The sequence below is a fragment of the Pseudomonas sp. 11/12A genome (assembly GCF_000800055.1).
Taxonomy (GTDB): domain Bacteria; phylum Pseudomonadota; class Gammaproteobacteria; order Pseudomonadales; family Pseudomonadaceae; genus Aquipseudomonas; species Aquipseudomonas mohnii.
Genome location: NZ_JUGV01000001.1, coordinates 6,645,185 through 6,659,526 on the forward strand (window position 1 = coordinate 6,645,185; position 14,342 = coordinate 6,659,526).

Below are 14,342 nucleotides of genomic sequence, written 5' to 3' on the forward strand. Positions count from 1 at the left end.
TTCATGTAAAATGCCGCGCTTTCTCCCCATGGATCGCGCGTATTGCGCCGTATCCTTGATGATCCGCTCCTTTGAGGACCTTCAGATGACCCGTATCGGAACTCCATTGTCGCCGACTGCAACCCGCGTATTGATGTGTGGTTGTGGTGAGCTGGGCAAGGAAGTGGTGATCGAGCTGCAACGCCTGGGCGTTGAAGTGATTGCCGTGGATCGTTATGCCAACGCACCGGCCATGCAGGTTGCCCATCGCAGCCACGTGATCAACATGCTTGATGGCGCCGCCCTGCGTGCGGTGATCGAAGCCGAGAAGCCACACTTCATCGTGCCGGAAATCGAAGCCATCGCCACCGCGACCCTGGTTGAGCTGGAGTCCGAAGGCTTCACCGTGATTCCGACCGCGCGCGCCGCGCAGTTGACCATGAACCGTGAAGGCATCCGTCGCCTGGCCGCCGAAGAGCTGGACCTGCCGACCTCGCCTTACCACTTCGCCGACACCTTCGAGGATTACAGCAAAGCGGTCGAAGACCTCGGTTTTCCGTGCGTTGTGAAACCGGTCATGAGCTCGTCGGGCAAGGGCCAGAGCCTGCTGCGCAGCGTCGATGACGTGAAGGACGCCTGGGATTACGCCCAGGAAGGCGGCCGCGCCGGTAAAGGCCGAGTGATCATCGAAGGTTTCATCGACTTCGATTACGAAATCACCCTGTTGACCGTGCGCCATGTTGGCGGCACCACGTTCTGCGCGCCGGTCGGCCATCGTCAGGAGAAGGGCGACTACCAGGAATCCTGGCAGCCACAAGCCATGAGCCCGATTGCCCTGGCTGAATCCCAGCGCGTGGCCAAAGCCGTGACCGAAGCCCTGGGTGGCCGTGGTCTGTTTGGCGTGGAGCTGTTCATCAAGGGCGATCAGGTGTGGTTCAGTGAAGTGTCGCCGCGCCCGCACGACACGGGTCTGGTCACGCTGATTTCCCAGGACCTGTCGCAGTTCGCCCTGCACGCCCGGGCGATTCTGGGTCTGCCGATTCCATTGATCCGTCAGTTCGGGCCTTCGGCTTCGGCGGTGATCCTGGTGGAAGGGCAGTCGACCCAGACCGCGTTCGCCAACCTGGGCGCCGCGTTGAGCGAGCCGGATACCGCGCTACGTCTGTTCGGCAAGCCTGAAGTCAACGGCCAGCGCCGCATGGGCGTGGCATTGGCTCGCGATGAGTCGATCGAAGCCGCTCGCGCCAAGGCGACCCGTGCGTCGCAGGCGGTGGTCGTGGAACTGTAAAAACCTCGCTGGCGGGCCTATACCTTCTATGGGCATCGCGCCAATGCTTTACCTGTAGGAGCGAGCCTGCTCGCGATGGTCGTTAACGATAACGCGGGGAATCAGGTTCCCCGCGGCGTTCTTGAGTCCATCGCGAGCAGGCTCGCTCCTACAGGTCATTTATCAATGCTCCAGGCCTGTACCCATGAATTCCCAAAGCATCATCGTCCCGAAAATCTCCACCCTGCCGGTACACGAGCCCCGGGCCCGGGCGATTGTGCGTTGGCTGGTGCGCAAGAACATCATCAAGGAAGAACTGACCACCTGCGGTCGCACCGGCAACCGCATGGCCCACGCCATCGCCGAGGGCGCCCGCGACGTGGTCCTGCACCCCGAAGCCCTGCCGTTTGGCGAACAGATCAACGGTCTGGAGATCGTGACCAAGCGCTGCATTTACACACCGGCCAAGGGTTTTCTTGGCGAGGCGGGTTGTGCCGAGTGTCGCAAGGAGGTGGGTGAGGCCTTGTTCGAAAGTCTGGAAGACTGGATGCCGGGGCGTACCGATAACTTCACTTGTCCGGAATGCGGGCACGAAGACGACATCAACGGTTTTCTGTTCCTGCAGGAATGCGGCTTTTCCAACCTGGGCTTCATCTTCAACAACTGGGCCGAGGCCGGGTTCAAGCAGAGCTTTCTCGACGAGTTTGCCGACTGGCTCGACCAGCCTGTCAGTTGGGTCAAAGTCGAACTTTGAACACGTGTAGGAGCGAGCCGGCTCCGGGCGGCGTTCCGACGATGGTCGTTAACGATAACGCGGGGAGTCTGGTTCCCCGCGGCGTTCTTGAGTCCATCGCGAGCAGGCTCGCTCCTACATAGATTTACGGCGTTAGATGCCCCGTCGATCACCACATTGATAATAGACAGAGTTTTACATTGAACCCGAGGGGGTGTCTGACTATAATGGCGCGCTTCCATTTTCCCGCTCGGGAGCCCCCGCGATGCTGCGTATCAGCCAAGAAGCTCTGACATTCGACGACATTCTCCTAGTGCCTGGTTATTCCGAGGTGCTTCCTAACGAAGTCAGTCTCAAGACCCGCCTTACCCGTGGCATCGAGCTGAATATCCCACTGGTTTCCGCTGCCATGGACACCGTCACTGAAGCCCGTCTGGCAATTGCCATGGCTCAGGAAGGTGGTATCGGCATCATCCACAAGAACATGACCATCGAGCAGCAAGCTGCCGAAGTCCGCAAGGTCAAGCGTTACGAGGCCGGCGTGGTCAAGGACCCGATCACCATCGAGGCTGACGCCACGGTGCGTGAACTGTTCGAATTGACCCGCATGCACAACATCTCCGGTGTTCCAGTGCTGCACGATGGCGACCTGGTCGGCATCGTCACCTCCCGTGACGTGCGTTTCGAAAACCGTCTGGACGCCCGCGTCCGTGAAGTGATGACGCCTAAAGAGCGTCTGGTCACGGTCAAGGAAGGCGCCAACAAGAACGACGTCCGCGAACTGCTGCACAAGCACCGCATCGAGCGCGTGCTGATCGTCGACGACAAGTTCGCCCTCAAAGGCATGATGACCGTCAACGACATCGAAAAAGCCAAGGCTTACCCGCTGGCCAGCAAGGACGATCAAGGTCGTCTGCGCGTTGGCGCCGCCGTCGGCACCGGTAAAGACACCGGTGATCGCGTCGCGGCCCTGGTCAGCGCCGGTGTTGACGTGGTGGTGGTCGACACTGCCCACGGTCACTCCAAAGGTGTGATCGACCGCGTTCGCTGGGTCAAGCAGAACTTCCCTGAAGTGCAGGTCATCGGCGGCAACATCGCCACCGGCGCTGCCGCCAAGGCCCTGGCCGAAGCCGGCGCTGACGCGGTCAAGGTCGGTATCGGTCCTGGCTCGATCTGCACCACCCGTATCGTCGCCGGTGTCGGCGTCCCGCAAATCAGTGCCATCGCCAACGTCGCCGCTGCCCTTGAAGGCACTGGCGTTCCGTTGATCGCCGACGGCGGCATCCGTTTCTCCGGTGACCTGTCCAAGGCCATCGTTGCCGGTGCCTCCTGCGTGATGATGGGGTCGATGTTCGCCGGTACCGAAGAAGCGCCGGGCGAGATCGAACTGTTCCAGGGCCGTTCGTACAAGGCTTACCGCGGCATGGGTTCGCTGGGCGCCATGTCCCAGGCTCAAGGCTCCTCCGACCGTTATTTCCAGGACTCTTCGGCAGGCGCCGAGAAGCTGGTTCCGGAAGGCATCGAAGGGCGTGTTCCGTACAAGGGCAGCCTGAGCGCCATCATCCATCAACTGATGGGCGGCCTGCGTTCTTCCATGGGCTACACCGGTAGCGCCAACATCGAAGAAATGCGCACCAAGCCTGAGTTCGTGCGGATCACCGGCGCTGGCATGGCCGAGTCCCACGTTCACGACGTGCAGATCACCAAAGAAGCGCCAAACTATCGAGTCGGCTGACGCCGACAGCTAAAAGCCACAAGTTATAAGCCGCAAGCGGTGCTGAGTTAATGCAGTTACCGCGCGGCTTCCGATTACTTGCAGCTTGCAGCTTGAAGCTTGCAACTGCTTTTCAGAGTCTCTCCCATGGCCCTCGATATTCACGCTCACCGCATCCTGATCCTCGACTTCGGTTCCCAATACACCCAGCTGATCGCCCGTCGCGTTCGCGAAATCGGTGTGTACTGCGAACTGCATCCGTTCGACATGGACGAGGAAGCGATTCGCGAATTCGCTCCGAAAGGCGTCATCCTCGCCGGTGGCCCCGAGTCCGTGCACGAAGCCAACAGCCCTCGCTGCCCGCAAGCTGTCTTTGACCTGGGCGTACCGGTCTTCGGTATCTGCTACGGCATGCAGACCATGGCCGAGCAACTGGGCGGCAAGGTAGAAGGTTCCGAGCTGCGTGAGTTCGGTTATGCCCGCGTAGACGTGGTCGGCAAGAGCCGCCTGCTCGACGGCATCGAAGACCACATCGACGCCGACGGCCTGTTCGGCCTCGACGTGTGGATGAGCCACGGTGACAAGGTCACCAAGATGCCGGAAGACTTCCACATCCTGGCCAGCACCCCAAGCTGCCCGATCGCCGGCATGTTCAGCGACGATCGTCGTTACTACGGCGTGCAGTTCCACCCGGAAGTGACCCACACCAAGCAAGGCGGCCGTATCCTGTCGCGCTTCATCCTCGACATTTGCGAGTGTGAAGCCCTGTGGACCCCGTCGAAAATCGCTGAAGACGCCATCGCCCAGGTGCGTGCCCAGGTCGGCACCGACAACGTGCTGCTCGGCCTGTCCGGTGGTGTGGATTCGTCGGTGGTTGCCGCGCTGCTGCACAAGGCCATTGGCGACCAGCTGACCTGCGTGTTCGTCGACAACGGCCTGCTGCGCCTGCACGAAGGCGAGCAAGTGATGGCCATGTTCGCCGAGAACATGGGCGTCAAGGTGATCCGCGCCAACGCTGAAGACCAGTTCCTTAACAACCTGGCTGGCGAAAGCGATCCAGAGAAGAAGCGCAAGATCATCGGCCGCACCTTCATCGACGTGTTCGATGCCGAATCCTGCAAGCTGGACAACATCAAGTACCTGGCCCAGGGCACCATCTACCCGGACGTGATCGAGTCGGCTGGCGCCAAGAGCGGCAAGGCCCACGTGATCAAGTCGCACCACAACGTGGGCGGCCTGCCGGAAGAAATGAACCTCAAGCTGGTTGAACCCCTGCGCGAGCTGTTCAAGGACGAAGTCCGTCGACTGGGCCTGGAACTCGGCCTGCCGTACGACATGGTCTACCGTCACCCGTTCCCGGGCCCGGGCCTGGGCGTGCGGATCCTCGGTGAAGTGAAGAAGGAATACGCCGACCTGCTGCGTCGCGCCGACCACATCTTCATCGAAGAACTGCGCAAGGCCGACTGGTACCACAAGGTCAGCCAGGCCTTCGTGGTGTTCCAGCCAGTGAAATCGGTTGGCGTGGTCGGCGATGGCCGTCGTTACGCCTGGGTCGTGGCCCTGCGTGCCGTGGAAACCATCGACTTCATGACCGCGCGTTGGGCACACCTGCCTTACGAACTGCTGGAAACCGTCAGCGGTCGCATCATCAATGAAATCGAAGGCATCTCTCGCGTCACCTACGACGTGTCGAGCAAGCCGCCAGCGACCATTGAGTGGGAATGATCGTAATTGAGCCTGTGAACACAGGCTCTTAACGATAGCGACAAAAGAAGCCCCCGATCGTGAGATCGGGGGCTTCTTGCGTTTCAGGGGTTGAGTCCCACAGTGAATCCGCCGATGAGTTACACCGGCACGCGCCCCTGGAGGTTCATGCCCATACGGCTAAGACCCCAGGACAGCTCGTCGATGCTGGCGTAAGGCACTTGATGCACTTCGGTCCAGGCGGGGCGATGGATCAGGTAGCTGCCATCAGCCGTGCGCTCGACCGCTGTTCGGACCACTTGGCCGTCTCTGCTGCGATGGAACAGCGCCCAGCTACCGTTCGATTTCTGAAACGTGAACATGCCTTGCCTGAATAACATCCGGCTCAATTCCTCCGGCGTCCTTTCGAGCAACGGCAGTGGCATCTGCAAGCTCAAGTCAGCGTGCAGGGTGTCGTAATTTCCGCCGGTGGACTCGGGCTGGTCTGCAAAACCGCGGCCCACTTCGACGCCTCGATCGGTTTCAATCAGCAGGCTTTCTTCCGGCAGCACTTCTTCGATGCGCAAGCCAATACCGCCCTGCATTTCGCTGATCCCGGGCATTGCGCGAAAGGTGTTGACGTTTTCCTGGTCCGTCAGCACTACCCATTTTCCTGCTCCGTTGATCGTTTTGTCGGCCTCCATGATGGTGTGGGTAAGGTAGGTCTTGATGGCTTGCTCATGCATGTCGGGGAGTGATGAGCCGGGGTAACGGTAACTGGCCAGGCAGTCGGTTGCCTGAATCCGAATGTTATTTTGTTGAGCCGCCTTGACCACTTCAAGCGGGGTGAATCTCCCGGTGGGATCGCTTTTCAGTTTTTGCAAATACACCCTGAGATCATCGGGTATTGCCCCGCTCTCGAAAAATTGATCGAGCTCCACTTGGTTGAAATCGTTGAGCAGGCGATGGAAATAGATCGTCTTGACGTCCTGTTGGGCCAGGGCCGGCATGTTCTCAATGAGAAACCGCATGCTGCCAATGCGGTCCTGGCTTTCACCGATGACCAGGCCCGGTGCCGCTTTAAATACCTTTGGAATCAATTCTTCGGCAGTGGTTGCTGGCGTCACGCCAGGAAGCGGAGGACGAGGAGGTAATGAGGCGGTGAATTCACTGCGGGAAAAGAATTGACGGGCGTCTTGCGACAGCTTGGCGCGCGGGGCCGCGATGTATTTCTCGTAAGTGGGCTCTGTGCGAAAGCTGCCGTCTGGCTGACGGACCACTTTGACATGGGTTTCTTTCTGGCCCATCGCAACTTGTCTGACACGGAATCGGTTAGCTGCATCGTATTGCGTGGCAGGGCGGCGCGGGATGGCCTGTGATGGTTCTTGAACAGGGGGCGAAGCCGGAGCAGGCGCGGAGGCTGAAGCGCGAGACCCTCCCGGATGCCGGTTGCCACCCCCCTTGAGCCCGCCTCTGGGCGTCAGCTCCCATTGACCCTCGGCATTGAGGCGCACCGGGAGGGAACCTGAAAATGCGTTGGGATTTTCAGGATCGATGATGGCCCAGGTGCCGCCTCCGTTGGGATCGGCTTCGTAACGCACGTAGTAGGCCATGTCATCGAGCAAGATCGCGCTGGAGGGGTTGGAGTCGAGTTGATAGATGCCCTGGAATTTTCCGGCATCACTCACGGGTGTCCGCCCCTCAAGCAGTTCATTGGCTTGCCAGTGATCCGGTATCTCGATGGGGTGAGTGGTTTCTGACAAGGACGAATCGAGTTCAGTTGCCAGTTCGGCGGGCCAGCCCATGGGCTTCATGCCCTTTGCAACCAACGCTTGCTTGAGCTCTTCGAGGTTGTCCACGGTCATGGACTCGTAGGCTGGGCGAAGCGGGGTATCCAGATTCAGCCGTCCACCCGGCGTGGATCTGATGACGCTGTCTGCCATCCCGTTGTTGGCATTGCGATATACCACAAGGACGCTGCTGCGGTAGCGCTGAAAGGTGAACATCCCCGGTTCAGGCAACAGCGCTCGCAGTTGTTGCGGGGACCTGTATGCCCATAGAGTTTCCACCTGCACGAGCACGTCACCTTTGATCAGTGCATGGACGCTGTCGAAGTCCATGCCATCCGATACGTAAAAAACCGGGGAATCCGGATAGTCCGCATGCTCCACAGCCAACCCCGGATCGGTGTTGATGGGTTGCGCTTGCCCCGGCGCTACCTCACCGATACGAATGCTCAGGGCGTCGGTCTGTTCGCTGATGCCGCGATAGCCTCTGAATGTCGCCATGTTTTCCTGATTGACCAAGGCAATCCATTTGGCCGGCTCTTTTAATGCTTCGTTGAACCGGATGACCTCGCTGGCAAAAAAACTCCTGGCCATCTGGTAGCCGGATTCCCAGTCAATCGCTTCTTTGTTGATGTTGTAGGTCGTCGACATGTCGAGGGCCTGCACCCGGATCTTTTGGGCGTTGGCGGCTTTGACCAGCGCCAGCAGATTGAATTCGCCTGTGGGGTCGTTGCCGGCCTTGATGTCGAGTTTGTTCAGGTAGTTTTCCAGCTCGGCAGGCATTTCACCGGTGCGCGCAAAGGTGTCCAGTTCGAGTTGATTGACGTTGGCCAGCAGCTCCTGCAGGTACAGAGTCTTCACACCCTTTTGAGCGAGCGTTGGCATGTTTTCGATGAGGAACTGTTTGCTGCCGATGCTGCCCCGGCTCTCGCCGACGACCAGGCCCGGTTTTTTCGCGTAGGCCGTTTCAAACAGTTCGCCGGGCGTGGCAAACGCTTGTGCAGAGAGTGCCGGTTGGCTCTGCGTCGGTGGGTGAAGCTCGTACCAGGCCTTGGCGTCGCTGATCAGGTTGCGACGAGGTTCTTCCTGGGCCATCTCGAATTCGCTGAGCGTGACGACCTCTTCGCCGGCATCGGACATGAGTACGCTGTGCACGTCGATGCCGGCCACTGACCAGATCCGTCTGAACGGGCTGCGGACGTCGGGTCCGCCAAGCGCCCATGCCCTCATTTCAGGGTCGTCAAGCCCCGGCACGTGAACGCCTGGTCGTTGTGACCATTCCTCGACGGCGGGGGAGGAGACGGCCGGTGCTTGCATCCCGCCTCTGAGGCCCAGTTTTGGAACGACTTCCCATTCTCCCGAATCATTCACAAACCGTACTGGAATCGAATCCCCGAAGGCGTCGGGATTGGCCGGGTCGATGATCGCCCAGTATCCTCGCCCGTTGAGGCTGTTTTCATAGCGCACGTAATAGGCATTGCCGTTGAGTTTGATGGCGGACGAAGGATTCGAGGCGAGCCGATACGTACCCTCGAATTTGCCTGGCTCACGCACCAGGGCATTGTCGCTGAGCACTTCATTAATCCTGAAGGCGTCCGGCACCGCTGGCGCTGGCCTGCCCTCAGTCGAGCCCGTGACAGCCTCTGATGCTCCTTCAATGGGTTTGACCTTCGATCCGGCGGTTTCGGCAGGGGTGGTTGATTCAACCAGATCGGCCATTTCCCTGGCTTCGGCTGCTTCGATGTCGGGGCCGATTTCCTCCAGCGATCCCGGGCCTTTGAGCATCAGGAGGTTGAACAGCAAATCGATGCCGCTGAACACGGCGCCAAGAACGCCGGCCTTGCGATCCCCGGCGGTTTTGCCATTGACTGCCTGATCGATGTTCAAGCCCAGGCTGGCAATACTGGCGCCGACCACCGGCAGGGCAATCGGCCAACCGACCACCGCCATGGGGCCAAATACTTTTAATCCGGCACTGAGGTAACCGATCCACAGTTTCTTGCGCAGATCGCCATTGGACGTCAGCGAGAGTTCGGCTTCGGCGAACATTGCGTTTTGGGTCGAGTTGCTCAACCAGCTGAATGCGTCGCCGGTGATGACCTGGTTTTTTTGATTGATCAGGTGATGGTCGTACTTGCCCCAGGTACTCACCAGCCGGTTCATGATATCGGTGATGTTCTTGTCGATGGCCTGACGATCAGCCAGGGAAAAGTGGGTCATGAAGCCCTGGCGAGCGCCTTCTTCGTTCATCTGCTGCAACATCCAGTAGTGCATGTCCGTCGCGGTTTCCAGCACTTTGAAAGCGACGGTTTCACCGGGCATGTACACGATCTGGCGACCCTTGGGCGCGACAAAACGCAGGATATTGGTGGCCACGTATCCGTCGACGTCCAGAGCCCGAACACTGTCGGCGCAAGGGTGTTGAGCCCGCAGCATTTGCAGGTCGACGGGCCAGTTGATCGGTCCCATCACGGCGTTTGTGACGAACTGGAAGTCATCGTCGCTCAACTGCCGTTTGTCCCTGGCTTTTACGGCCTGTATCAGAAAATTGCATTTGGCCAGGGTTCGGAAGTCGGTGCCGGACTGCTTCCAGAACGCAGTCAACTTGTTGGTATAGAGCGTGCTGAAATCGATGTCCCAGAACGCCTTCAGCACCTCGTTGCCGTGCAGGCGTACTTCGTTGGTTTCGTTGAACCTCGCGGCTTTCGGGCCAGCGGTATAAAAGCCTGAATAGACGTCCAGCAGGTCAGCGTTGTCCTGGTCGCCGACGCGAAAGCGCTGGATCACCAACTGCGTCAGGGTCATGGTGGATGTCAGCGTGGCGGGGACGTGCTCCCAACCGGTGAAAGCTTTGGAACTGCTTTCGGCTGTGTCGAAACGGTGGAAGTACACCTGATCGGGATCGAGGTCGGTAATGCCGGATTTTTTCAGTAAGTCGCTGGCGACTTCGTGCGCCGTGTCTTGCAGGCTTGGGCACGTCTGGATGACGGTGGTGGCGATCGCCTTGAGCGCGGCTTTGTCGGCGGCATTGGGCAGCGGCTGTGTTTCGTTCGGGTTCATGCGCTCTCTTTCCATGAGATAACGGGATGTCGAGGATGGCCGGTTTTTTCGAGGCAAGTGCACTACATAGTTATGCCCACAGCGGGTGTGCGGCCACACATCACCCTTACTGTTTCGCAATTGCAGGTGTATCGTATTCGCCTTTTGCGGGCCCAGGGCCCGAAGCTGATACGTGAGGTAGTTGAGTCCATGTCCTTTACCCGTCGACAAATACTCGGTGGTCTGGCCGGTCTTGTAGTGGTTGGCGTGGGAGCCGGCGGCGCGTCGCGTTACTGGCTGGGCAAAATGGCCGACGCCGAGGCGGGCCATGACTACGAGCTGATCGCCGCGCCGCTGGACGTCGAGCTGGTGCCTGGACACAAAACCGAAGCCTGGGCCTTCGGCCCGTCGGCGCCGGGCACCGAGTTGCGCGTGCGTCAAGGCGAATGGTTGCGGGTGCGTTTCATCAACCACCTGCCGGTTGCCACCACCATCCACTGGCACGGCATCCGCCTGCCGCTGGAAATGGACGGCGTGCCGTATGTTTCGCAACTGCCGGTGCTGCCGGGCGAATACTTCGACTACAAATTCCGCGTGCCGGATGCTGGCAGCTACTGGTATCACCCCCATGTGAGCAGCAGCGAGGAACTCGGTCGTGGACTGGTTGGCCCGCTGATCATCGAAGAGCGCGAGCCGACCGGTTTCAAGTACGAAAAAACCTTGAGCCTCAAGAGTTGGCACGTCGATGATGAAGGCGCTTTCGTCACGTTCAGCGTTCCTCGCGAGGCGGCCCGTGGCGGTACGGCGGGGCGTCTTTCGACCATCAACGGGGTCTCTCAACCTGTCATCGATTTGCCCGCCGGACAGATCACCCGCGTGCGCCTGCTCAACCTTGATAACACCCTGACCTATCGCCTGAACATCCCTGACGTCGAAGCGCAGATCTATGCGCTGGATGGCAATCCGGTCGAGCCGCGTCCGCTCGGCAAGGAATACTGGCTCGGTCCCGGCATGCGCATTTGCCTGGCGATCAAGGCCCCGCCGGCCGGTGAAGAGTTGTCGCTGCGCAACGGCCCTGTACGGTTGGCAACATTGCGCTCCGTGGCCAATACCGATGCGCCGACCGACTGGCCACCGGCGCTGCCCCCAAACCCGGTGGCCGAACCGGACCTGGCCAATGCCGAGAAACTCAACTTCAATTTCGAGTGGGTGGGCTCGGTGTCGGTCAACGTCGATAATGGCAAGCCGCCGAGCCTGTGGCAGATCAACGGCAAAGCCTGGGACATCACTGACAAGACCTGTGCCGACCGGCCCATTGCCAGGCTCGAGAAGGGCAAGAGTTACCTCTTCGAATTGAAAAACATGACTCAATACCAGCACCCGATTCACCTGCACGGCATGAGCTTCAAAGTCATCGCCTCGAACCGGCACAAGGTCATCCCGTACTTCACCGACACTTACCTGTTGGGCAAGAACGAGCGCGCGCAAGTGGCGCTGGTGGCGGATAACCCGGGTGTGTGGATGTTCCATTGCCATGTGATCGACCACATGGAAACCGGCCTGATGGCCGCCATCGAGGTGGCGTGATGCGACAGATTCGTCCCGCCGCCATCATCGACCGCAGCCGTGATCGCGACTTCATGCGTGAAGCCCTGGCCCTGGCTGCCCAGGGCGCCGCTCTCGGCGAAGTGCCAGTGGGCGCGGTGCTGGTACAGGACGGCGAAATCATCGGTCGCGGCTTCAACTGCCCGATCAGCGGCAATGACCCGAGCGCCCATGCCGAGATGGTCGCGATCCGCGCCGCCGCCCAGGCCGTGAGCAACTATCGCCTGCCGGGCAGCACGCTGTACGTGACCCTGGAGCCGTGCAGCATGTGCGCCGGGCTGATCGTGCACTCACGGATTGCGCGGGTGGTGTATGGCGCGCTGGAGCCCAAAGCGGGGATCGTGCAGAGCCAGGGGCAGTTCTTCACCCAAGGCTTCTTGAATCACCGGGTGTTGTATGAAGGCGGGGTGTTGGCCGAGGAGTGCGGGGCGGTGTTGAGCGAGTTTTTCAAGGCGCGGCGCGCCAAACCTTCAGACTAAACACCGACCCCCTGTAGGAGCGAGCCTGCTCGCGATGGTGGACAACGATAACGCGGGCTTTCTGAATGAACGCGGCGCTTTCAAGTCCATCGCGAGCAGGCTCGCTCCTACAAGTTTCTGCATTATTTTCTGGCAACAATCACCGCCCGCATCGGCGCCGGCAGCCCTTCAATGGTCTTGCTGTGATCTTCGGGATCAAGGAAGTCACTCAGCGACTGGTACTTCATCCACTCCGTGCCGCGCTGTTCCTCGACCGTGGTCACGCTCACATCCACGCACTTCACATCGCTGAAACCGGCACGACGCAGCCACAATTCCAGCGCCGGTACCGACGGCAGGAACCACACGTTGCGCATCTGTGCATAACGGTCTTCCGGCACCAGCACCTGATGTTTGTCGCCTTCGACCACCAGGGTTTCCAGCACCAGTTCGCCGCCCTTGACCAGGCAATCCTTCAGCGCCAGCAAGTGCTCGATCGGCGAGCGGCGGTGGTAGAACACGCCCATGGAAAACACCGTGTCGAAGCCTTCCAGGTTCGGCGGCAAGTCTTCGAACGGGAACGGCAGATGCCAGGCATTCGGCTCGGACAGGAAACGCTGCACGGCCTGGAACTGGCAGAAGAACAGCCAGTTCGGATCGACACCGATCACGCTGTCTGCGCCGGCGCCGAGCATGCGCCACATGTAATAGCCGTTACCGCAGCCGACATCGAGGATGCGTTTGCCCTTGAGGTCCAGGTGCGGAGCCACTCGCGACCATTTCCAGTCCGAGCGCCATTCGGTGTCGACGTGCACACCGAACAGATCGAATGGCCCTTTGCGCCATGGCGACAGCCCCATCAACGCCGTACGCATTTGCGCGCGGGTTTCATCGTCGCAATCGGTGTCGAGTTTCAAGCCGTTGAGCAAATCGACTTCGCTCGGCTGGATCTTCGGCAGGGCGTCGAGCGCGCTTTGCCAGCGCTCCAGGTCGCCGTGGCCCTTTTCCATTTTCTTGTCGAGTTGTGCCTGCAGGGTGTTGGCCCAGTCGGCCAGCGGTGTACCGGCCAGACGGCGGGCGAGGGGGGACAGATCAATCATGGCAAGGCAATCAACGAGGCAAAGTTAAGACACTGGAACCACGGCACGACTTTCGAGAACCCGGCGGCCAGCAGGCGTTCGCGGTGTTCTTCGAGGCTGTCGGGCTTCATGACGTTTTCGATGGCACTGCGCTTCTGGGCGATTTCCAGTTCGCTGTAGCCGTTGGCGCGTTTGAACGCGACATGCAGATCAGTGAGCAGCGCGTGCTCTTCGGGGTCGTTGAAGCGCAGTTTTTCCGAGAGGATCAAGGCACCGCCGGGCAGCAGCGACTGACGGATGCGCGACAGCAACGCCGTACGTTGCTCCGGGGCGATGAATTGCAGGGTGAAGTTCAGCGCCACCACCGAGGCTGGCTGGAAGTCGAGGGCGAGGATATCGCCTTCGATCACTTCGACCGGCAGCAATTCCTGGAACATGGAGTCCTGACCGTTGAGGTACTCGCGGCAGCGCTCGACCATGGCCGCCGAGTTATCCACAGCGATCACCCGGCAACCATCGGTGCGCACATGACGGCGCAGGGCCTGGGTCACGGCACCCAGCGACGAACCCAGGTCGTACAGCACGCTGTTGGGCTGGGCGAACTGCGCGGCGAGCACGCCAAGGTTTTCGACGATGGTCGGATAACCTGGCACCGAGCGCTTGATCATGTCCGGGAACACCCGCACCACGTCCTCGTTAAAGGCGAAGTCAGGCACCTGGGCCAAAGGCTGGGCGAAAAGGCGATCGGGTTCTTTGCTCACGGCGGTTCCAGCGGCGTAGGTGGAAAAGGCCGGCATTTTAGCCAAGTTGGCGCGGGGATGCGCGGGTTGTCTGATAAACCGCCAGGCAGCCTGCAAAGTCTGTGTGTTCAGTGATATTGCTATCGCGAGCAAGCTCACTCACACAAGGACGGCGCTGTGCCTGTGGGAGCGAGCTTGCTCGCGATGGGGGCAGCGCAATTTATGAGTGAACGCCGACGCTGTAATGTCCCGTTACCT

9 protein-coding genes are annotated in these 14,342 nt (G+C 60.1%); 6 read left to right on the top strand and 3 right to left on the bottom strand.

Annotated elements, in window-relative coordinates; translation table 11 throughout:
• Positions 1 to 85: 85 nt before the first annotated feature.
• The 4 genes from purT (at position 86) to guaA (ending at position 5,418) form a co-directional block, all read left to right on the top strand.
• Positions 86 to 1,267, top strand: coding sequence for a formate-dependent phosphoribosylglycinamide formyltransferase (gene purT, locus GQ39_RS30400; protein WP_047539338.1), 1,182 nt, complete (start codon positions 86 to 88; stop codon positions 1,265 to 1,267).
• 184 nt (positions 1,268 to 1,451) lie between these two features.
• Positions 1,452 to 2,000 (top strand): hypothetical protein, encoded by a 549-nt coding sequence (locus tag GQ39_RS30405; protein ID WP_047538160.1) that lies wholly within the window; start codon positions 1,452 to 1,454, stop codon positions 1,998 to 2,000.
• A gap of 244 nt (positions 2,001 to 2,244) precedes the next feature.
• The gene (gene guaB, locus GQ39_RS30410) at positions 2,245 to 3,714 is read left to right on the top strand and encodes an IMP dehydrogenase (RefSeq protein WP_047538163.1); all 1,470 of its coding nucleotides are present in this window, start codon (positions 2,245 to 2,247) and stop codon (positions 3,712 to 3,714) included.
• Positions 3,715 to 3,840: 126 nt separating this feature from the next.
• Positions 3,841 to 5,418, top strand: coding sequence for a glutamine-hydrolyzing GMP synthase (gene guaA, locus GQ39_RS30415; RefSeq protein ID WP_047538165.1), 1,578 nt, complete (start codon positions 3,841 to 3,843; stop codon positions 5,416 to 5,418).
• Positions 5,419 to 5,537: 119 nt separating this feature from the next.
• On the opposite strand, the gene GQ39_RS30420 is transcribed toward guaA, so the two are convergent.
• Positions 5,538 to 10,223, bottom strand: coding sequence for a membrane-targeted effector domain-containing toxin (locus GQ39_RS30420; RefSeq protein WP_047538167.1), 4,686 nt, complete (start codon positions 10,221 to 10,223; stop codon positions 5,538 to 5,540).
• Between the two features lie 189 nt (positions 10,224 to 10,412).
• On the opposite strand from GQ39_RS30420, the gene GQ39_RS30425 reads away from it, so the two are divergent.
• Complete coding sequence (locus GQ39_RS30425; protein ID WP_047538170.1) at positions 10,413 to 11,789, top strand: multicopper oxidase family protein; 1,377 nt, start codon at positions 10,413 to 10,415, stop codon at positions 11,787 to 11,789.
• Complete coding sequence (gene tadA / locus GQ39_RS30430) at positions 11,789 to 12,286, top strand: tRNA adenosine(34) deaminase TadA (RefSeq protein WP_047538171.1); 498 nt, start codon at positions 11,789 to 11,791, stop codon at positions 12,284 to 12,286. The genes GQ39_RS30425 and tadA overlap by 1 nt, the downstream gene beginning before the upstream one ends.
• A gap of 122 nt (positions 12,287 to 12,408) precedes the next feature.
• Here tadA and cmoB read toward each other — a convergent pair whose 3' ends face one another.
• Positions 12,409 to 13,365, bottom strand: a complete 957-nt coding sequence (gene cmoB, locus GQ39_RS30435; protein ID WP_047538172.1) for a tRNA 5-methoxyuridine(34)/uridine 5-oxyacetic acid(34) synthase CmoB — start codon at positions 13,363 to 13,365, stop codon at positions 12,409 to 12,411.
• Entirely contained in the window at positions 13,362 to 14,141 is a 780-nt protein-coding gene (gene cmoA, locus GQ39_RS30440) for a carboxy-S-adenosyl-L-methionine synthase CmoA (protein WP_177318187.1), read from the bottom strand. The genes cmoB and cmoA overlap by 4 nt, the downstream gene beginning before the upstream one ends.
• Positions 14,142 to 14,342 lie beyond the last annotated feature (201 nt).